Source organism: Novosphingobium sp. SG754, from assembly GCF_013149315.1.
In the GTDB taxonomy this organism is placed as follows: Bacteria; Pseudomonadota; Alphaproteobacteria; order Sphingomonadales; family Sphingomonadaceae; genus Novosphingobium; species Novosphingobium capsulatum.
The window spans coordinates 1-18,015 of the sequence record NZ_JABGCC010000020.1; the positions used below are offsets into that span (position 1 = coordinate 1).

The 18,015-nt window shown below is 57.2% G+C and carries 16 protein-coding genes and 7 pseudogenes; 15 read left to right on the forward strand and 8 right to left on the reverse strand.

Going from position 1 to position 18,015, the window contains the following annotated elements; genetic code table 11:
* Positions 1-297: 297 nt before the first annotated feature.
* The 3 genes and pseudogenes from FHW97_RS21600 to FHW97_RS21610 all read left to right on the forward strand — a co-directional run bounded on the left by FHW97_RS21600 (position 298) and on the right by FHW97_RS21610 (position 4,665).
* Positions 298-1,426: pseudogene (locus FHW97_RS21600) on the forward strand (IS256 family transposase).
* 363 nt (positions 1,427-1,789) lie between these two features.
* Complete coding sequence (locus tag FHW97_RS21605) at positions 1,790-3,280, forward strand: phosphomannomutase (RefSeq protein ID WP_171799722.1); 1,491 nt, start codon at positions 1,790-1,792, stop codon at positions 3,278-3,280.
* A 218-nt stretch (positions 3,281-3,498) separates the two neighbouring features.
* Positions 3,499-4,665 carry a nucleotide sugar dehydrogenase gene (locus FHW97_RS21610; RefSeq protein WP_171799723.1) on the forward strand — a complete coding sequence of 389 codons (1,167 nt, stop codon included), beginning with the start codon at positions 3,499-3,501 and terminating at the stop codon, positions 4,663-4,665.
* A 222-nt stretch (positions 4,666-4,887) separates the two neighbouring features.
* Here the strand turns inward: FHW97_RS21610 and FHW97_RS21615 are convergent, their stop codons facing one another.
* Positions 4,888-5,097 carry a hypothetical protein gene (locus FHW97_RS21615; protein WP_171799724.1) on the reverse strand — a complete coding sequence of 70 codons (210 nt, stop codon included), beginning with the start codon at positions 5,095-5,097 and terminating at the stop codon, positions 4,888-4,890.
* A gap of 472 nt (positions 5,098-5,569) precedes the next feature.
* On the opposite strand from FHW97_RS21615, the gene FHW97_RS22290 reads away from it, so the two are divergent.
* The 5 genes from FHW97_RS22290 to FHW97_RS22295 are packed head-to-tail and all read left to right on the forward strand — an operon-like array spanning position 5,570 to position 8,297.
* On the forward strand, positions 5,570-5,824 hold the full coding sequence (locus FHW97_RS22290) for an ATP-binding protein (protein WP_305082213.1): 255 nt from the start codon (positions 5,570-5,572) through the stop codon (positions 5,822-5,824).
* A complete protein-coding gene (locus FHW97_RS21625; protein ID WP_171799725.1) occupies positions 5,770-6,192 on the forward strand; it encodes a transposase in 423 nt (140 codons plus the stop codon). Before FHW97_RS22290 ends, FHW97_RS21625 begins: the two co-directional genes overlap by 55 nt.
* A 29-nt stretch (positions 6,193-6,221) precedes the next feature.
* Positions 6,222-6,548, forward strand: a complete 327-nt coding sequence (gene tnpB / locus FHW97_RS21630; RefSeq protein ID WP_216647788.1) for an IS66 family insertion sequence element accessory protein TnpB — start codon at positions 6,222-6,224, stop codon at positions 6,546-6,548.
* Positions 6,549-6,579: 31 nt separating this feature from the next.
* On the forward strand, positions 6,580-8,103 hold the full coding sequence (locus FHW97_RS21635; RefSeq protein ID WP_171799727.1) for an IS66 family transposase: 1,524 nt from the start codon (positions 6,580-6,582) through the stop codon (positions 8,101-8,103).
* Positions 8,085-8,297: an ATP-binding protein gene (locus tag FHW97_RS22295; protein ID WP_370525494.1), complete on the forward strand. Its 213-nt coding sequence runs from the start codon at positions 8,085-8,087 to the stop codon at positions 8,295-8,297. The genes FHW97_RS21635 and FHW97_RS22295 overlap by 19 nt, the downstream gene beginning before the upstream one ends.
* Positions 8,298-8,779: 482 nt before the next feature.
* Here FHW97_RS22295 and FHW97_RS21645 read toward each other — a convergent pair whose 3' ends face one another.
* The gene (locus FHW97_RS21645; RefSeq protein ID WP_171799728.1) at positions 8,780-9,340 is read right to left on the reverse strand and encodes a hypothetical protein; all 561 of its coding nucleotides are present in this window, start codon (positions 9,338-9,340) and stop codon (positions 8,780-8,782) included.
* Positions 9,341-9,758: 418 nt separating this feature from the next.
* On the opposite strand from FHW97_RS21645, the pseudogene FHW97_RS21650 reads away from it, so the two are divergent.
* Both FHW97_RS21650 and FHW97_RS21655 read left to right on the forward strand, forming a co-directional pair.
* Positions 9,759-9,991 (forward strand): annotated as a pseudogene (locus FHW97_RS21650) (IS66 family transposase); the annotation flags it as partial.
* 270 nt (positions 9,992-10,261) lie between these two features.
* Positions 10,262-10,513, forward strand: coding sequence for a hypothetical protein (locus tag FHW97_RS21655; protein WP_171799729.1), 252 nt, complete (start codon positions 10,262-10,264; stop codon positions 10,511-10,513).
* Between the two features lie 428 nt (positions 10,514-10,941).
* On the opposite strand, the gene FHW97_RS22420 is transcribed toward FHW97_RS21655, so the two are convergent.
* The 3 genes and pseudogenes from FHW97_RS22420 to FHW97_RS22430 form a co-directional block, all read right to left on the reverse strand.
* Positions 10,942-11,028, reverse strand: a complete 87-nt coding sequence (locus FHW97_RS22420; RefSeq protein ID WP_371815979.1) for a hypothetical protein — start codon at positions 11,026-11,028, stop codon at positions 10,942-10,944.
* A 61-nt stretch (positions 11,029-11,089) separates the two neighbouring features.
* Positions 11,090-11,332: pseudogene (locus FHW97_RS22425) on the reverse strand (transposase); the annotation flags it as partial.
* 172 nt (positions 11,333-11,504) lie between these two features.
* Positions 11,505-11,768 (reverse strand): annotated as a pseudogene (locus tag FHW97_RS22430) (transposase); the annotation flags it as partial.
* Positions 11,769-12,366: 598 nt separating this feature from the next.
* Here FHW97_RS22430 and FHW97_RS21670 point away from each other — a divergent pair.
* From FHW97_RS21670 to FHW97_RS21680, 4 genes and pseudogenes are all read left to right on the forward strand, one after another.
* The gene (locus FHW97_RS21670) at positions 12,367-12,582 is read left to right on the forward strand and encodes a hypothetical protein (protein ID WP_022675840.1); all 216 of its coding nucleotides are present in this window, start codon (positions 12,367-12,369) and stop codon (positions 12,580-12,582) included.
* 174 nt (positions 12,583-12,756) lie between these two features.
* Positions 12,757-13,179 carry a MarR family winged helix-turn-helix transcriptional regulator gene (locus FHW97_RS21675; protein WP_171799730.1) on the forward strand — a complete coding sequence of 141 codons (423 nt, stop codon included), beginning with the start codon at positions 12,757-12,759 and terminating at the stop codon, positions 13,177-13,179.
* A 227-nt stretch (positions 13,180-13,406) separates the two neighbouring features.
* Positions 13,407-13,631, forward strand: a complete 225-nt coding sequence (locus FHW97_RS22435) for a hypothetical protein (RefSeq protein ID WP_370525496.1) — start codon at positions 13,407-13,409, stop codon at positions 13,629-13,631.
* Positions 13,586-13,881: pseudogene (locus tag FHW97_RS21680) on the forward strand (IS5/IS1182 family transposase); the annotation flags it as partial. The gene FHW97_RS22435 and the pseudogene FHW97_RS21680, both read left to right, overlap by 46 nt.
* A 146-nt stretch (positions 13,882-14,027) precedes the next feature.
* Here the strand turns inward: FHW97_RS21680 and FHW97_RS22300 are convergent.
* The 3 genes and pseudogenes from FHW97_RS22300 to istB form a co-directional block, all read right to left on the reverse strand.
* Complete coding sequence (locus FHW97_RS22300) at positions 14,028-14,318, reverse strand: hypothetical protein (RefSeq protein ID WP_305082212.1); 291 nt, start codon at positions 14,316-14,318, stop codon at positions 14,028-14,030.
* Positions 14,315-15,139: pseudogene (istA, locus tag FHW97_RS21690) on the reverse strand (IS21 family transposase); the annotation flags it as partial. The pseudogene istA and the gene FHW97_RS22300, both read right to left, overlap by 4 nt.
* A 177-nt stretch (positions 15,140-15,316) precedes the next feature.
* Positions 15,317-15,871: pseudogene (istB, locus tag FHW97_RS21695) on the reverse strand (IS21-like element helper ATPase IstB); the annotation flags it as partial.
* A 606-nt stretch (positions 15,872-16,477) separates the two neighbouring features.
* Between istB and FHW97_RS21700 the strand changes: the two are divergent.
* The gene (locus tag FHW97_RS21700) at positions 16,478-17,881 is read left to right on the forward strand and encodes a methyl-accepting chemotaxis protein (RefSeq protein WP_171799731.1); all 1,404 of its coding nucleotides are present in this window, start codon (positions 16,478-16,480) and stop codon (positions 17,879-17,881) included.
* Positions 17,882-18,015: the final 134 nt, after the last annotated feature.

An 18,015-nucleotide genomic window follows, 5' to 3' on the forward strand; every position in this document is an offset into this window, starting at 1 on the left:
GGTCAATCAGCCCTCAGCGCCATCCGCGATCTCGTCGACGGCAAATTCGCCGTCGCCTGACCACGCCGCCATAAGCCAACACGGTGAGCAGTTACTTGCACGCAACCGACATGTCTGGTGGTGTTTAATACACTCGGTCGCGTCCCGGGACGTGGTGTAGGATCTGAGGCCAGCAGCGCGGGTGGTCACCGTGATTTTCGGCTAGGTTTGGGTTGCGAAGCTCGAACCTGGAGAACCACGATGACCGATTCCATGGTGCACCTGCGCGCGCTGGTCGAGAAGGCCCCTGACGCGGATATTTTGCGCGAGATGATCTCGTTTGCCGCCGGGCGGTTGATGGAGATGGAGGTCGGCGGCCTGATGGGTGCGGGCCACGGCGAGAAGTCCGCCGATCGGCTTGTCCAGCGCAACGGCTATCGCGACCGCGACTGGCAAACCCGCGCGGGAGCGGTGGAACTGCGCATCCCCAAGTTGCACAAGCCTGTCCTGAGCTTGCCGAAGGAGGCAGCTATTTTCCCGGCTTTCTGGAGCCGCGCCGGATGCCCGAGCGGGCGCTGACGGCGGTCATCTAGGAAGCCTATGTGCATGGCATCTCGACGCGCTCGGTCGATGACCTGGTCAAAGCCCTCGGCATGGATGGCATTTCCAAAAGCCAGGTCAGCCGCCTGTGCGAAGAGCTCGACCAAAAGGTGCATGCCTTCCTCGATCGTCCGATCGAGGGCGACTGGCCTTACCTGTGGATCGACGCCACCTATGTCAAAGTCCGCCAGAATGGGCGCATCGTCTCGGTCGCGGTGATCATCGCGGTGGGCGTCAACAGCGACGGTCGCCGCGAAGTGCTGGGTATGGATATTGGCCCGTCGGAAGCGGAACCCTTCTGGACCGCGTTTCTGCGCAAGCTGACGCGCCGGGGCCTGCGCGGGGTGAAGCTGGTGATCTCCTATGCTCATGAAGGCATCAAGGCGGCGGTCTCCAAGCTGCTGCGCGCGAGCTGGCAGCGCTGCCGCGTCCACTTCATGCGCAACGCGTTGGCCCACGCTGGCAAGAGCGAACGCCGAGTCGTCTCGGCATTCATCGGCACCGCCTTTGCTCAGGAGACACCCGAGGCCGCCAGTCAGCAATGGCGTTCCGTTGCCGATCAAATGCGCCCAAAACTGCCAAAACTCGCCGCGTTGATGGACGACGCCGAACCCGACGTGCTCGCCTACATGACGTTCCCCAAGGAGCACCGCGCCAAGCTGCACAGTACGAATCCCATTGAGCGCCTGAACGGCGAGATCAAGCGCCGCACCGAGGTCGTCGGCATCTTCCCCAACGAAGCGGCAATCACACGCCTGATCGGCGCCATACTCATGGAACAGTCCGACGAATGGGCCGTCCAGCGCGGACGCTACATGTCACTTGAGCCATAGGCCAGCGCAGCTAAACCATGGCGCCGGTGAGCGACAATCCCATCGTCATGCTCTCGGCTGTGTCCGGCGCATGACCGGCTCAAGCTGATGCTGAAATCGGCGGTGGCCCAGATAAGCTACACCACGCCATGGGGCACGATCATACACTCTGGGTTAAGGCACTTTGAACCTGGGTACGGGCTGGGTTGCGATGCAAGGCACTTTGCAACGGCACAATTCGGCACCTTCGCCGTTTGGGTGAACGATGGCGAGAGCCCTCGGAAGCGGCGCAAATTTTGCATATGCGAACCGCGTCCTTTGGCTTAACACGGCGCCCGAGCTGGGGCGTTTCTCACCGCCGGATAAATCGGCTTGTGGTTTAGGAAAAGCGAGGTTCTATGACGCAGACAGTGGCGGTGACCGATGTGATGGCGCGCTCTGGCGTGGCTTTTGGCACTAGCGGTGCGCGTGGCTTGGTTACGGCCATGACAGATGAAGTATGCTTCACTTATACTTGCGCATTTCTGCAGCACATGGCTGAAATTGGTCACTTTGCGCCAGGAAGTGGAGTCGCTATTGCCGGGGACCTGCGGCCTTCGACAGCACGGATCATGGCTGCCTGTCGTGCTGCAATCGCTCACATGGGAGGGCAACTGGTTGATTGTGGCTTGGTGCCGTCGCCGGCCGTGGCCGCGTTCGGCTTCGCGCGAGGCATCCCTTCGCTCATGGTTACAGGCAGCCATATTCCGGACGATCGCAACGGGATCAAGTTCAACCGCGCCAACGGCGAGGTGCTCAAGCCGGACGAGGCCGCAATTCGCGCTCAGAACGTGGTCTTGCCCGACTTGTTCGATGCTGTAGGCATGTTGCGCGCCGCGCCCACTGCGCCCGAAATTGCCGATGCGGCCGTTCCTTACGTAGCGCGTTACCTGGACTTTTTTGGGAGCGAGGCACTCGAGGGTATGAAGCTCGGTGTTTATCAGCACTCCGCAGTGGGGCGCGATATTCTTGCCCAGATTGTCTCAGGCCTGGGGGCCGAGGTGGTGTTGCTCGGACGTTCGGAAAAATTCATTCCGGTTGATACGGAGGCAGTCCGCCCCGAAGATGTCGAATTGGCCAAGCTGTGGGTTGCTCAGTACGGACTAGATGCAATACTTTCTACCGATGGCGACTCGGATCGGCCACTTCTGGCCGATGAAAACGGCACGTGGATGCGCGGAGATGTGCTCGGAATTCTATGTGCACAGGCGCTGAAGCTGGAAGCAGTGGCTACGCCCGTCAGCTCGAACACCGCGCTAGAGGCGTCGCAGCAGTTCCGCGAAGTGCGGCGCACGCGCATCGGTTCCCCCTTCGTGATCGAGGCAATGGATGAGTTGCTAGCGGACGGCCTTGCTGCCTGCGGCTATGAAGCCAACGGTGGTTTCCTGCTCGGCACCGCGGCAACGGCCTGTGGTCGAACGCTCGCGGCGCTGCCGACGCGCGATGCCGTCCTACCAATGGTCGCGGTTCTAGCTGCTGCACATGCCAAGGGATTGTCGCTTTCAGCGCTCCAGGCCCAACTGCCCCAACGCTATACCCATAGTGACCGCCTGCAGGGCTATCCGACCGAGCAGAGTCATGCGCTGATCGCGCGCCTCGAAGCTGGTAAAGACGAAGCAGTACTGACGCGGTTAACCGAGCTTCTTGGGAAACTCGCTGGCAAGGCTGTAACTTTCGATAAGACAGACGGCCTGCGGGTGACGTTTGCCGACGGCGATATCATCCACCTGCGCCCTAGCGGTAATGCGCCAGAATTGCGCGTCTATACCGAGAGTGCGACTGCCAGCCGAGCGGCCAGCCTTAATGCTCAGACGCTGGAATTGGTGCGGAATTTGCCTGCGAGTGCATGATGCCCGCGCACGGTATTGGGCAAGTGCAGGGTGCTGCCTTGACGGTGCTGCTCCATTGCGGAATGTCCGGGGAGGCTTCGAGAAATAGCCGGCTATTTTCGAGGAGCGGCATCAACTCCGCGTATCAGGAGGGTGCGGCAGGTGGACCAAGTCGCCAGAATGTATCATCCGGTGATGCAAATCCTTGAAGCTGAATTCCTTTTGGAGAGTATTCTCGCATGAAGATCGCCGTTTTCGGGCTTGGCTATGTCGGGCTGGCTAATGCCGTGCTGCTGGCGCAGCATAACGAAGTGATTGCTGTAGATCTTTCGGCCGATCGAGTGGCCAAGGTGAATGCGCGGCAATCGCCGATCGTGGATGCTGAACTCGAGGATTTCTTCGCCACCCGACCGCTCACGCTTAGCGCAACGCTCGATTCCGTCGCTGCGCTGGAAGGCGCTGAATATGTGGTCGTTGCCACGCCGACCAACTACGACGTTGAAACCAACAAGTTCGACACCTCATCGGTGGAAGCGGTCATCCGGCTGGTGAAGGAGCATAACCCGACTGCCACTGTGGTGATCAAGTCCACCATCCCGGTGGGCTTCGTAGCCGACGTGCGCCAGCGCCTGGCTACCGACCAGGTGATCTTCAGTCCAGAGTTCCTACGGGAAGGCCGGGCGCTCTATGACAATCTCCACCCTTCGCGCATCATCGTGGGTGAGGAATCTGAGCGCGCGCGTGTCTTTGCCGAATTGCTGCGCGAAGGCGCCGTGAACAAGAATGTCGAAGTCCTGTTCACTGGGCTCGCCGAGGCAGAGGCGATCAAGCTGTTTGCCAATACCTATCTGGCCATGCGTGTGGCGTTCTTCAACGAACTTGACAGCTACGCCATCGCTGGGGGCATGGACACGCGCCAGATCATTCGCGGCGTTGGCTTGGATCCTCGCATCGGCGCACACTACAACAATCCAAGTTTCGGCTACGGCGGCTACTGCTTACCGAAGGACACCAAGCAGTTGCTGGCCAATTATTTCGACGTGCCGCAGAACTTGATCCGTGCCATCGTCGATGCCAATCGGACTCGCAAAGATTTTCTAGCAGACCAGATCATCCAGCGTTGTCCCAGCAAGGTTGGCGTGTTTCGCCTGGTGATGAAAGCCGGGTCAGACAACTTCCGCCAATCCTCGATTCAAGGAATCATGAAGCGGATCAAAGCGAAGGGCATCGAAGTGGTTATTTATGAGCCGGCTTTGGATGAAGAACGATTCTTCGGATCGCGCGTGGTGCGCGATCTTGATTCCTTCAAGCGTGAATGCGACGTAATCATTGCCAACCGCGCATCAGATGAACTGGCCGATGTTTACGAAAAAGTATTCACCAGAGATCTTTTTGGATCAGATTGAATTATTTATAATAAATTATGGATAAGTGGCGAATATACAATTTTGACGACGAATATGATAGAAATAATGTATATTAAATAATAAAATCACGTAATCTAAATTTTATATTTTTTAGAAATTATAAAACTATATTTTATATTTAATTAAGTATTTTTTAGGAGTTGGTCTGGATAACTCGGATTTTGCCTTTGAATATAGCGCCTCGTCCACTTCGTCGCAGGATCAGGCCATCGAGAAGGCGACCGTGGCGGCATTCGCTGCGGCTTTGAGACCCCGCCAGCGAGCTTGTTGGCGTAGCCCGGTGACCCGCGGATTGGCGTTCGCATTGTCGATCGCGCGCACGATCGTGTGGGCCTCAATTTCGGTAAAGTGCGTGTCATCTTTACGATCGTCGCGTCGATCAGCATGGTGTGCGCTGACGAGGCTTCGCAATCAATATGAGGATGCGGATGATTGTCCGTGGGTCGGGATCAGCGCGATCCTTGTGATCGCGTTTCTGATCGCGCCGCTTTTAGATTCGTCATTAACTGCCCAGCCGGATGGAGCTGAAACGTGTCGACGCGTTCAGCCGCTGCCATGGTCACGCCCGATCCTGTGGCCATCTATCCCGTCGACCGCGCCCAGACCGGGAATGCGGGGACGGTGCGGAGGTTGAGCCGCTACTCCGCCTTTGCGAGGTGGCGGAGAACTTCGATAGCAAACGCAGGTAAAAATGAGGGTGGGAACCGCAAGCTAGCAAAATCGCGGAAAAACGCCAGTTTCCCTGCCATCCAGCCTCAATGAGTGCGGCTGGCATTCGTTCTAACCCACAGGACGTTGCTATGCCTTGGCGCATGAGGTGTATGTATGTATGTATGTATGTATGTATGTATGTATGTATATGTATGTCCGGATTGCCGGTCCGATGCGAAGCATCAACCGCGCGGAAGTTCTCCATTTTCTCGGGCCGCCCGGTATAGGCAAATCCCATCTGACCACCGCCATCGAAGTGGCAGCAGTCAAAGCTGGGCGCAGCGTTTATCGTTGTTCGCTGGCCGAACTGATCGGTAAGCGGTGTTCCGGCTCCACCTTGCCTGTCCCGAGGGCTGTGGTTGAAGTGCGGGGATGGACGAGACCCGCCTTACGACCGCATTGGACACCGACATTGGAGTGCCTCTGAAGCCTGTCCGGCGGATCGAAGTTCTCGCAGGGATGCCAGGCCGACGCCGCGTCTGGACGCTGGAGCAGAAGCTTGCGTTGGTTTCGGAGATGGAGCGCAGCGATAACATCGCCGCTTTTGCTCGTGAGCGGGAGATCAGCACGGCGCTGCTGTACACGTGGCGCAGGGAGCTGCGTTACGCCATGGAGGCCGCCAAGCTTCCCCCACGAGACGAGCCCATGTTTGTGCCGGTCGTGGGTGGATCGCAGCCGAACTCGAGCGATAGCATTGAGGTCGAAGTTGGTGGTGCCGTGGTTCGGATCAGCCAAGCGGCCCGGGCCGATCTTGTAGTGGCGATCATTCAAGCTCTGCAGGCTGGTGCCGCCTGATGATAGGGATCGGCCCGGGTGCGAGGGTGATGGTGGCAACCCGCCCAGTGGATTTCCGCAAGGGCCCCGACGCGTTGGCCGCGCTGGTCGGTGCGGAGTACGGCGGCGATCCCTATTCCGGCGTGATCTACGTGTTCAGGGCCAAGCGCAGTGATCGGATCAAACTCGTCTGGTGGGATGGCACGGGGCTGTGTCTGATGGCCAAGAGGCTGGAGTCCGGCGGGTTCAATTGGCCGGCGATTCAGGACGGCGTGATGCGGCTGACGGCGGCGCAGTTGGGTGCCTTGCTCGAGGGTCTGGACTGGCGCCGGGTGCATGGCGGACGCCGCCCGATGGTCCCGCAGATTGCCGGTTGACTGGGGTTTCGCCTCCTGATTCACTGTCTCCATGCTCATGGAAGCGGACCTCCCCACCGACGTCGAAGCGCTCCGCGCGCTCGTCCTCGAGCAGGCCCGCGAGCTTGATGCGCTGAAGGTTTTCCAGGCTGAGGTCGAACGCCTGAAGGCGATCATCGAGGCCCTGCAGCGGCACCGGTTCGGCCGCCGGTCCGAGCAACTCGATCCCGATCAGTTCGAGCTTGCCCTCGAGGAGGTCGAGACAGCTCTGGCCGAAGCCCAGCATGCCGTTGCCAAGGCAAGCAAGGGGTCTGCTGATCGCCCGCGCAAGGCCAACCGCGGCTCGCTGCCGGCTCACCTGGAGCGGATCGAACAGGTCGTGGATGTCGAGGATAAGGCCTGCCCGTGCTGTGGCGGCGCCCTCCACCAGATCGGTGAGGACGTGGCCGAGCGTCTCGACGTGGTGCCGACCACCTTCCGGGTGCTGGTGACGCGCCGCCCGCGCTATGGCTGCCGTTCGTGCGAGGGCGCGATCGTCCAAGCAGCGGCCCCGGCGCGGATCGTCGAGGGCGGCGTCCCTACCGAGGCGCTGATCGCGCAGGTCCTGGTCGCCAAGTACGCCGATCACCTGCCGCTGTACCGCCAGGCCCAGATCTACGCGCGGCAGGGCATCCAGCTCGACCGCTCGACCCTGGCGGACTGGGTCGGCCGGGCAGCCTGGTATCTGCGCCCCTTGCGCGATCACATTCTCGAGCGATTGCGACGATCTGAGCGGTTGTTCGCCGACGAGACCACGGCGCCGGTACTCGATCCCGGGCGTGGTCGGACCAAGACCGGCCAGATCTGGGCCTATGCCTGCGACGATCGACCGTGGGGCGGCGAAGATCCGCCGATGGTCGCCTATGTCTATGCCGCTGACCGCAAGGGCGAGCGGGCCGAAGGCCATCTCGGTGACTTCGCCGGCATCCTGCAGGTCGATGGCTTTGGCGGCTATGCCGCTCTCGCCAGACGCCGCCAGCAGGTGAGCCTTGCCTTCTGCTGGGCACATGTACGGCGCAAGTTTTACGAGCTGGCAGACAACTCGCCGGTCGCGACCGAGGTGCTCCGCCGGATCGCCATGCTCTACGCGATCGAGGACCAAGTTTGCGGCACCTCGGCAGAGCACCGCCGCGCCGTGCGCACCGAACAGGCCCGCGTCATCGTCGATGAACTGCACATCTACCTCGAGGCGCGGCTCCGTCAGGTCAGCGCCAAGAGCAAGCTTGCCGATGCGATCCGCTACGCGCTGACCCGCTGGCCCGGGCTGTCGCTGTTCCTCGACGACGGCCGTGTCGAGCTGGATTCCAATACCGTCGAGCGATCAATCCGTCCGCTGGCCCTCAATCGTAAGAATGCGTTGTTCGCCGGCTCTGACGAGGGTGGCGACAACTGGGCAGTGATCGCCACGCTCATCGAGAACTGCAAGATATCAGGCATCAACCCGCATGCCTGGCTGACCGAGACGCTGACCAAGTTGGCTTATGGGCATCCCGCGAACAACGTCGGCGAACTCATGCCGTGGACCGCCGTGGCCTGAGCACACCGCTTACACTGATCGAAGCGCTTACCAAAGCGGAGCGCGAAGGTTGTCTGGTCGAAAAAATCCGCTTCTACACCCGCGCGTCGCTGCTGATCGTCGACGAAATCGGCTACCTGCCCATCACCCCAGGCGGGGCTAACCTCTTCTTCCGGCTCGTAAACACCCGCTATGAAAAGGGCGCAATGATCTGAACCTCCAACCGCGGCTTCGCCGAGAGGGGCGAAGTCTTCGGTGACCGTCTTGGCCACCGCGCTACTGGAACGATTGCTTCACCATGCCGTCGTCGTTCAGATCGAAGGCGCAAGTTAACGATTGCGGCAACATGCTGATCTGATCCCCGAGCATACACGCGTCCAAGCCAATCTCACCCCACCGCCCGCCCCGAGGCGCCGAGGCAGGCCGCCTAAAAATGGAGCTGTCGATCATCTCAATGGCGGATTACCAAATCCGCGCTGGGGATTTTTGCACCAGCACTTCTGAGGAATATTCGATCAGCATTTACTCTAGGCTCAGGGATCTGTAATTTCTGGGCGAAGGTGGGTTGTGCGTAGATGTTTTTAGATGGCAATGGCGACCGTCAGCGAACTGTGTGTGCAAATATTAAAGTATTGTCAATTTTATGATGATAATTAGATTTTTTGTAATTATATTGAAAACTTAATGTAGTTATATATTAAATTATGGCTCTGAAATTCAAGCCGACGACTGTCCCTTGTACGGCAATGGAAATAATCTCCATAGAAAGCGTATATTTTAGGCGATCGTCACGTTTAATTCCGTGTTTATATGCTGAGTAGTGTATCAATCCTGCGAGAGATTTAATTGCAATGATTTTACCTACTGAAGGATGATTTCCGAAAAGAGGGTTTTTTTCTTGGCATCCAGACTTTTGCATGCATCCAATAGTTTGTATTGCGTCAAGAAAATTAAGTGTTTGATATATTATTTCTAAAGATCTTAAATTTTTACGCATAGTTTTGTAATTCTGTTCTTTTTTTTGATCAATATATGGTTCATCCACTTTGCTATCTTCAGGAAGATCAATGGATCGCGGCACGAGAGATGCATCTGATGCATCTTTTTTGCCTTCAACAAGATCGAATTTTATGTTAGAGATATTATCTATATTATGAGAATATGTAAATTGTTGGCAAAATCCGCTGGGTGCATTGAAAATCCCGATATTCAAAATAATGAATATGCATGAAATTCGAACGTTATTTTTCATACCCATGACGATTTCCAGGATTTATAGAAATAAAATAGAATCAGGAATTCGTTACGTTACACGTGGGCATGGGAATGGAAATTTTAGTTGAATCTATATTGGACGATAATATGTTCGAATTTGGATGTGACATTTGCCTAAAAATTTTTGTCGTTTGAAATCAATTTTATAAGATTCATTCGGATTTTATGTTGATCATGATTGGATGAATCATGAACGATTTTGGGCATTGTTGAAAATTTGCCCCGACTGAAGGTCACGAGTGGCAGCTGCTGGAGTTGTGTCCCTGCCGCGGCGCAACGTCCGAAACAGCTGGCGACAGGAAAGTCTCGTTTCATTGGTCTTTCGGGAAGGCTCGAGTAACTGCTCAGGTGGTTGGCAAAAAGGGCTTGCGCGGCCTGGCCGGCGATGATTCAAACTGCCCATGGCACCGCCCTCGCTTCATGTCCTGACCGAAGCTGAGAAGAACGATCTGCTGCTTGCGCAGTACGAGACGATTGAGCGGATGGCCGGGCGGATTTCGGAACTCGAGGCGCTGGTGGGCAAGCCGCGCAAGACCTCGAAGAATTCGCACATCCCGCCCTCGAAGGATGATTTCGGCAAGGGTAGAGGCAGAAGTGGCAAGGCCAAGGGGGGCAGCGCCCATCGCGCGAAGGCAGTCAGGGGCGAGGTGTGCCTTACCAAACCCGTGTTAACCGTCATCTCGCGCAAAGTCGCTAGGCCAGACCTCCTTGGAATATTCCATTCCAATGCATCTATTCTGGCGAAAAATAAGCATGTTTCCCATTCGGGGAGATTAATCGCTATCAGATTTTCGGTAATAAATTTTCAGAAACTGTATCAAAATCAGACATTTCGTGGATTACGTACAATTCCTTATCGGTGATATCCAAAATGAATGTTTAAAGGGAGACATAGGAGGCGCTAATGAAGATTTCAGCAAAGTTGGCCCTGGCCGCAGTGATGTTAGTTATCTGCTCCCCTGTCACGGCAGATGCGCAGCAGATTTCCTCGTATGATTCCGCCACGAAGAAAATCGAAAAGCCTGTGAAAAATTCAGAAAAAGATATATATAAAGAATTGGTAACACCTGAAAAATCGCGTAATAAATCGTCCGATGTTGGCTCAAAGAAAAGTCTTTTTGGCCTAGTTTCACTGATATTAGTGAGTATAATATAATTATATAATTTCATTTTATTTATTGAATTTTCAACGTTCGGCGTTGGTCGCATGGATGTGGTCGGGAGTTTGAGCGATCAAGGGGCCTTGTAGAGTGATAAACCTTTATGGTCCGCCCGAACAACAAGCAAAAGCTGGTAGCCGCTGCCCGATGGTTTGTGCGGCCATGTGATCGTGGGCAATCGGCGAGCTGGCCGCTGCGCTGGTTTTTGCCGAGTTGCGCGGCCGTGTTTGGAGAGTCTTGTTTGAGGTTTGCTTAGACAACCTTCCGGTGCCACAGGATCATGTCCCACGGCGTGGTGTAGGTTATTGGACCCATCGCTGATTTCGGCATCAGTTTGAGCCGGTCATGCTCCAGGTACAGCCGAGAGCACGAGAATGGGATTGTCGCTGACCGGCGCCATGGTTTAGCTGCGCTGGCCTATGGCTCAAGCGACATGTACCGCCCATTCGTCAGACTGCTCCATGAGGATGGCACCGACCAGGCGGGTGATCCTGGCCTCGTTCGGGAAGATGCCGACGACCTTGGTGTCTAATCTCGCCGTTCAGCCGCTCGATGGGATTTGTGCTAGGCAACTTGGCCCGATGCTCCTTAGGAAAGGTCATGTAGCCCAGGACATCGGGTTCGGCATCGTCCATAAGTGGCCAGTTTTGGGCGCTTCGGACGCATCTGGTCAGCGACAGAATGCATTGCTGGCTGACCACCTCGGGCGTTCCTTGCGCGAAGGCGGGGGCAATGAAGGCCGAAGCGACGCGCCTGCTGCTATTGCCGGCATGGGCGAGCGCATTGCGCATGGAGTGGACGCGGCAACGCTGCATGTCGCGCACAACAGCTTGGATACGGTTGCGTTGATGCCCACATGACGATCGGCGATCATCAGCTTCACGCCGCGCAGGCGGCGCGCGAGCTTGCGCAGGAAGGCTGTCAAGAAAGGTTAGGGCGGTCGGGAATTTCGTGTGTGGCTGACGTAACGGATAAAGAGGAGGTCCACTATGGCGGGACGCAAGGGTTGGCGATTCCGGTCGAGTGTCGACGCAACGTTGCGGGTAGTGCGCAATAGCGGGCGGCGTCCGAGGCGCCGCGGAACCACCGGCGAATAGCCTGTCGCGGTGGAAAGCCTATGGGTCGCTTCCGCCAACCGCCGTCCGAGCGAGCTAGATATCGCGAGTGGCGCAGCACCTCGCGCAGATCAGTTGATGGTTTGCGCCCACGCTTTGGTCGTACCGGTAGGAATGGCCGGGAGATTTCCTGCTCAGCATCTGGTAGTTCGGTCGTCTAACGCTTGGCGCGTTTGCCATCTCCAACCATCCCCTGACGGTTCGCTCTGGACCACATCCCAAGCTGGAATCCCACCAACCGCTGGCACTTAGCGCATTATCAGGCCAACTTTCAGGCCTCATCCTGTTGCAGTGAATGAGATGGGGTGGCGCGGTTCTTCTGGATAAGACTCTTTCAGAAGCCAAGTCCCGCATCGACGGCCAGCGTCATAAGGGCCTTCCCGCAAACGCCCACCGTCAGCGTGGGAGCCAATTGTGTCACTTAGCTTGGGTCGCGTGAAAATTGTGCTTTGAATTTATTTAAAATATTGAAGTGCAACAATATTTTAAAATTTTCCAAAGACTCGACCAAATTGGTGATAAAAGTTAAGACATGGTAAATAGCGCGGTGGGAGTTGTGGCCCTCCATTTCCGGCGAAGCTCATAATTGTAACCAAATCGTCACTAATCTGATTGGCTGCATCAGCGATCATCGCATCATACGGATAAGTGAGGGCTAAGCTGAGTGGATTAACGCGATCAAAGGTTGGTCGCTGTGGCCATTTGCCTGACTTGCGAAGCAATGGGGATCGAAGGTGAAATCCGACGAAAATCTGATCAAGGTCTGCGGCGAAATCGACGACACACTGCGAGGCCTTGTGGCCCTTGCCGATCGCTTCCATCTGACTTTGGTGGCCGCGAATTTGGAACTTGCGCGTGACGCTGTCACTCAACAGGTGGCAGAAATTGCTTCGTTAACCTTCCCCGAGCGGGCGAACGCGAATGCCCTCACGAGTACCAAAAAAAATTAAAAGCTTAATCAGCTATTTGGAACTTATCTTCAGGTTTGAGCCAAAAGGGCAATAGACTCTTGCTTGCAGAAAATTAACGTAACATTCACTTGACATTCAAGCCTGGGGATTGGGCTTGAATGGTCGAGGCGAGCATGGTGGGCGTGACCCATCAAGTTAGATAGCGGGGGGGGTATGGGACTGCTGTCGGAAAACGCAGGATTGTCCGCGACGAGAAATCCACCTTGTGCGGCGAACGCAAATGACAACGCCGTCAAGCAATGGATGGAGTTCAAAGACTGCAAAGAGATTGCCAAGGCTTTTTATCGCTTTAGGCGTCGGAGAGATGATATATTCCCTGAAGGAATATTTGCGGATCCAGCTTGGGATATCCTTTTGGATCTGTATATATCCGAAGTTGAGGGAAAAAAGATTAGTATTACTAGCGCATGTGCAGCTGCTTGTGTTCCAGCAACAACTGCTCTGCGATGGCTGAGCGTTCTTGAGGAGCGTGGTTTAATCGTCCGGATCGATGATCCTAACGATAATCGGCGATCATTTGTAAGAATAACCGGCGATGCAGTATACAAGATAACAAATTTAATTTCTAAATTTTGATTTCACCGATTTTGCCACCCCAATACATTTGGGGTGGCAAAATTATTTGTATCTATTATGAATGCGGGTTGGCGAGTTTGACTGGAATTCGGTGGTGATGTGAATCGGCGCAAACGGTGTCTGCGTCACATCCTCTGCGAATTTGACCTTTCCGCGCTTTGGGTCGTAAAAGCTAATGGAAAGCTAACGGGGCCCAGTACGGAACTCAGGTCGATGGCCTCGTAAGCATGGGCAGTAGCCTGCAGCTACCCGGTTTGCTGGTTGAAAGCCGGACTGCGGCCGACAGGGTTGTCGAACCTGGGCCGTTTGGCGGCTGCGGGCGCGAGGCGGCGTTGACCATGCTGGAGCGTCTGGACGGTTGCCACCGCATCACGCTGGGCGCCGAAGCGAAGTTCAGCGAAGCTACAAAGCCTACGACACCGCCGATTTCGTCGCCAATCTGCGCGCGTTGAACGTGACGCCCCATGTCGCACAAAACACCGCCAACCGGCGCTCGGCCATCGACGGCCGCACCACCCGGCACACCGCTGTGCCGCCAGCATCCGTATCCACAAGCGGATCGAGGGGGTCTTCGGTTGGCCAAGACTTGCGGCAATCTACGCAAGACCCGCCACCGAGGGCTCCCACGTGTGGGCTGGGCCTTCCGCTGACCGCTGCGGCCTACATCTGGTGCGCCTGCCAAAGCTGCTGGCGACAGGATAAATGCGCCCGGTGCGCGCCAAATGGCAGGTGAAAGGCCCGCATGGGCGCGCATCAGACGAAACAACGGGGCTCAGCCCCGCCGTGCATCGCATCAACGGGGTATGAGGGCCGCCAGACAGAGCCTATTTCCACAGCCTGTTAAAACACTAGGGATCATTCACTGCGCGCGACCATTGGCGTCGTTCGGCCATCGCCATAGCTCGGCGGCTTGTGTTTGGCATCTCCTGTAAATGCTGTTTTAAATTTCCCCATAAGTGCTGGCGTATACGCCGCCCCTCGCGCAGGTTCAGTTCCTCGGCCAGCAGATCGTCGATGGCCTCGATGGCGCTGATCTCGCCCTTTTCCAGCCTGCTCAACGTGTGATCGAGCGTTTCAAGGGCGCGAGCCATGTGCAGGGCCAGTAGGCTCTGCCGGATGCGTTCGGTAACCGACATCATGCGGCACCTTTGGCATTGAGGCTGGCCAGGCGTTCACCCACCGCGCCGTAAAAGGCCAGAGAGCGCTGGAGCATCGGCAGCGCCGGTGTCGCAGGCAACATCTCGGCGCGCTTCACCGGCGGGGCCTTGCGATGCCCTGGCTCGATCCGCTTGCGGTTTTTGCCTTCCAACACGGGATGCCGGGCGATGAGTTGCCCCTCCTCGAAGATCCGGACCTCATGGGTATGGTGCTGGACCTCAACCACGCGAAGGCGGGCGGTGTCGGGCACGCTGTAATAATTGCCGGCCACTGCGACCATCCCCTCGCAGCTGATCCGCCGCTCGACGGTCAGGACCGCATCGTAGCGCAGGGCCGGCAATGGGCGCAGATGAGGCTGCTCCTCCGCAAAATGCTCGCGCACGATCCGTCCCGTGGTGGCATGCTGCCTGGCGTTGGCGGTGTCCGTGCGCCAGACATCGAACTGGGCGTTGAGATCATCGAGATCGCGGAAGCTGCGGCCGAGGAAAAAGTCCTGCCGGATGTAGCGGAAAGGCCGCTCGACCTTGCCCTTGGTCTTGGCCCGATAGGGCTGGCAGGCCTTGGGTGCGCTGCCATAATGGGCCAGCAGCGCCACCAGCGAGGCATTGTAGGTCACCACGCCGGCAGCATCCTCGCCGATGACGGCGGTCTTCATGCGGTCATAGAGGATTTCCGTGCAGCAGCCCGCCATCGCCTCAAAGGCAGCGATGTGGCAGCGCATCACCGTTTCCAGCCCCTGATTGGGGCAGAACCGCCCCCATAGCCAACGGCTGTGCCCCAGCACCATGCTGAACAGCCAGACTGTCAATCGGCGTCCAAACGGGACCCACTATCGGCGTGCAAAAGGGTACCACCTGTCGCGATGGCGTGGCGTTGATATGGGGCGCGGATTTCGCGCTGGCGCTGGCGTAGGGAGGGCGTAGCCCGACCGGAGGCAGCGCCAGCGCGAAGCAAATTTTTGTCGGGGTTTGGGGCCGGGTCAGTTGCGGTGTTTGAAGCGCCAGCTGTCGTTGCCGGTCTCGATGATATCGCAATGATGTGTGGTGCGGTCGAGCAGCGCGGTGGTCATTTTGGGGTCACCGAACACCGTGGGCCACTCGCCGAATGCCAGGTTGGTGGTGATGATCACCGAGGTCGTTTCGTAAAGCTTGCTCATCAGGTGGAACAAGAGCTGGCCGCCGGAACGGGCGAACGGCAGGTAACCCAGTTCATCGAGTACGACGAGTTCGATGCGGCTCAACTGGGCAGCGAGAGCGCCGGCCTTGCCGATGCGCGCTTCATCCTCGAGCCGGGTGACCAGATCGACGGTGTTGAAGTAGCGGCCACGCGCGCCGGCGCGAACCACGTTGGCGGCAATGGCGATGGCGAGGTGCGTCTTGCCGGTTCCGGTGCCGCCGACCAGCACGATGTTGCGCCTGCCGGGCAGGAATGATCCGGCGTGCAACGCGCGGACCAGGTCCTCGTTGATCGGTGTGCCGTCGAACACGAAGGCATCGAGGTCCTTGATCACCGGCAGCTTGGCGGCGCTCAACTGTCTCCACAACCAACATCCCGATCTCGCCACCTGGAAAACCAGATCGCTGCCTAAACCATCGGAATGGTGGTTCCCTTTTGGACGCCGATCACCCCGCTATCCGGGCCCTTTTTGCACGCCGATCCACACCCTCAGTCCTATCACCTGCCCGCCCTTCCTTCGGCATCAGCAGGGGTAAATGTGCCGCGTGATCGTCATGGGGGCATGCCCCCATGACGATCACGTGCAGTCCTCAAACTGGGGAATTTTCAACCAGCACATTTGGGGAGATTACGACCAGCACTCACATCTCCAACGCAGCAGCCGGTGTCTCCTTGCCTGTTTAGCCGCTCACCGAATGCCGCGCCGTCACGTAAACACGCCTTATCCCTAACGTGTCGATGCCGGCGTGACTTTTAAATGTTCTAATTAGACCAATGCTTTGTGCGGTAACTATTTGGGCGGATCGGGGCGGGGAATAGTTAACACCGGAGGCGCTGGGCTATGAAAACGGCCGTATGCTCTTTAGTGCAAGCTATAGAGCGCCACCTGCCAAGAAGGGCGCGAAATCTCGCTCGTCGATAGTTGGCGCAAGATCACAGCGATGCCGTCCTTTGGGGGTGCCATATGCTCGATTGGTTCGAAAAAGAAGCACCGATTCGTAAGAAATTCCAATTTTTGTCAATTGTTTATGCGTCTCTTTCCGGCCTTGGATTCTTGGCCACAGTTTTAGCGGTTACGGGTTTGTCCGGTACGGCGGCGATCGGGTTGGGGCTGGTCTCCTTTGCTGCAACAATCACGACGACGCTCGTCGCTACCGATCGCATCTGTCGACCTTATGTTGACACCGTGCTTCGAATGGAAGCACTTGCCATTGGTGACACGCAAAGCGAAATTGCTTACACCGAGTATCGCGATTGCGTCGGACGGATGACCAAAGCGATGGCATCCTTCCGGGACAATGCCAATGCGATTCGCCGTGCTCGTGAAGAGCAGGAACAGGTAGTGAACCTGCTCAAGAACGCGCTTCGTGCACTGGCCGACAGCCGGCTTGATTGCCAAATCGACGTTCTGTTTCCCGAATCGTATGAAGAATTGCGCGGCGACTTCAACCGCGCAGTGACTTCGCTCGCCCAAGCCATCGTCAGCGTGAACCAGACGGCGCTGACGGTCATGACCGGGGCTTCGGAAATTAATTCAGCGTCTGACGACCTGGCGCGCCGAAACGAGCAACAAGCTGCGAGCATTGAAGAAACCGCAGCAGCCTTGAGTCAAGTCACGCTGGGCGTCAACGCCATGGCCCAGTCAGCCACGGGGGCGCAGCAGACCATTGCGCGGACCCATGAAGAAGCTAGCACTGGTGGGGCGGTCGTCGAGCAGGCGGTCGAAGCCATGGCTGCCATTGCTACTTCGGCAGACGAGATCAGCAGCATCGTGGGCTTGATCGACGGGATCGCGTTTCAGACGAACCTGCTTGCGCTCAATGCGGGCGTTGAGGCAGCGCGCGCCGGCGATGCCGGCAAAGGTTTTGCCGTCGTTGCGAACGAGGTCCGCGCTCTCGCCCAGCGTTCGGCAGACGCTGCCCGGGATATCCGTACCCTGATTTCCACGTCGAGCGAGCAGGTGGCTGCGGGGGTAAACCTCGTGGGCCAAGCCGGTACGGTGCTTTCAAGCATTGTGGACCGGGTCGGCGAGATAAACGAGATGGTCGCAGACATTGCGCGCAGCGCTCATAGCCAGGCGGTCAGTTTGCAACAGGTCAATACCGCTGTGACCGAGGTGGATCGCGTCACCCAGCAGAATGCGGCCATGGTGGAAGAGTCGACTGCGGCCGCTCGCTCACTCTCGCAGGAGGCACGCGAGCTTGCCGGTGTCGTTCAGCATTTCGTCACCGGCAGCAATAAGCCTGATCAAGAACTCGGAGTTGTTACGAACCGTGTTGCGCCCGCTCCAGTGGGCATGCCAACGTATCAATCTGTCGGCATGGCCGCTTTGAAGGTTGTTGGCGCCCAGGATTGGGCTGAATTTTAGCTATTGGCCGATCTGACGGGGACGACTGTCGCGCGACGATCTGGATGAGAAAGCGCGACAATCAAGATGAGAATCCGGTGTGTCGGGACCGGCGCAGGGCGTAGCCCGTAGCCGGTCCCGACACACCGGAGGCA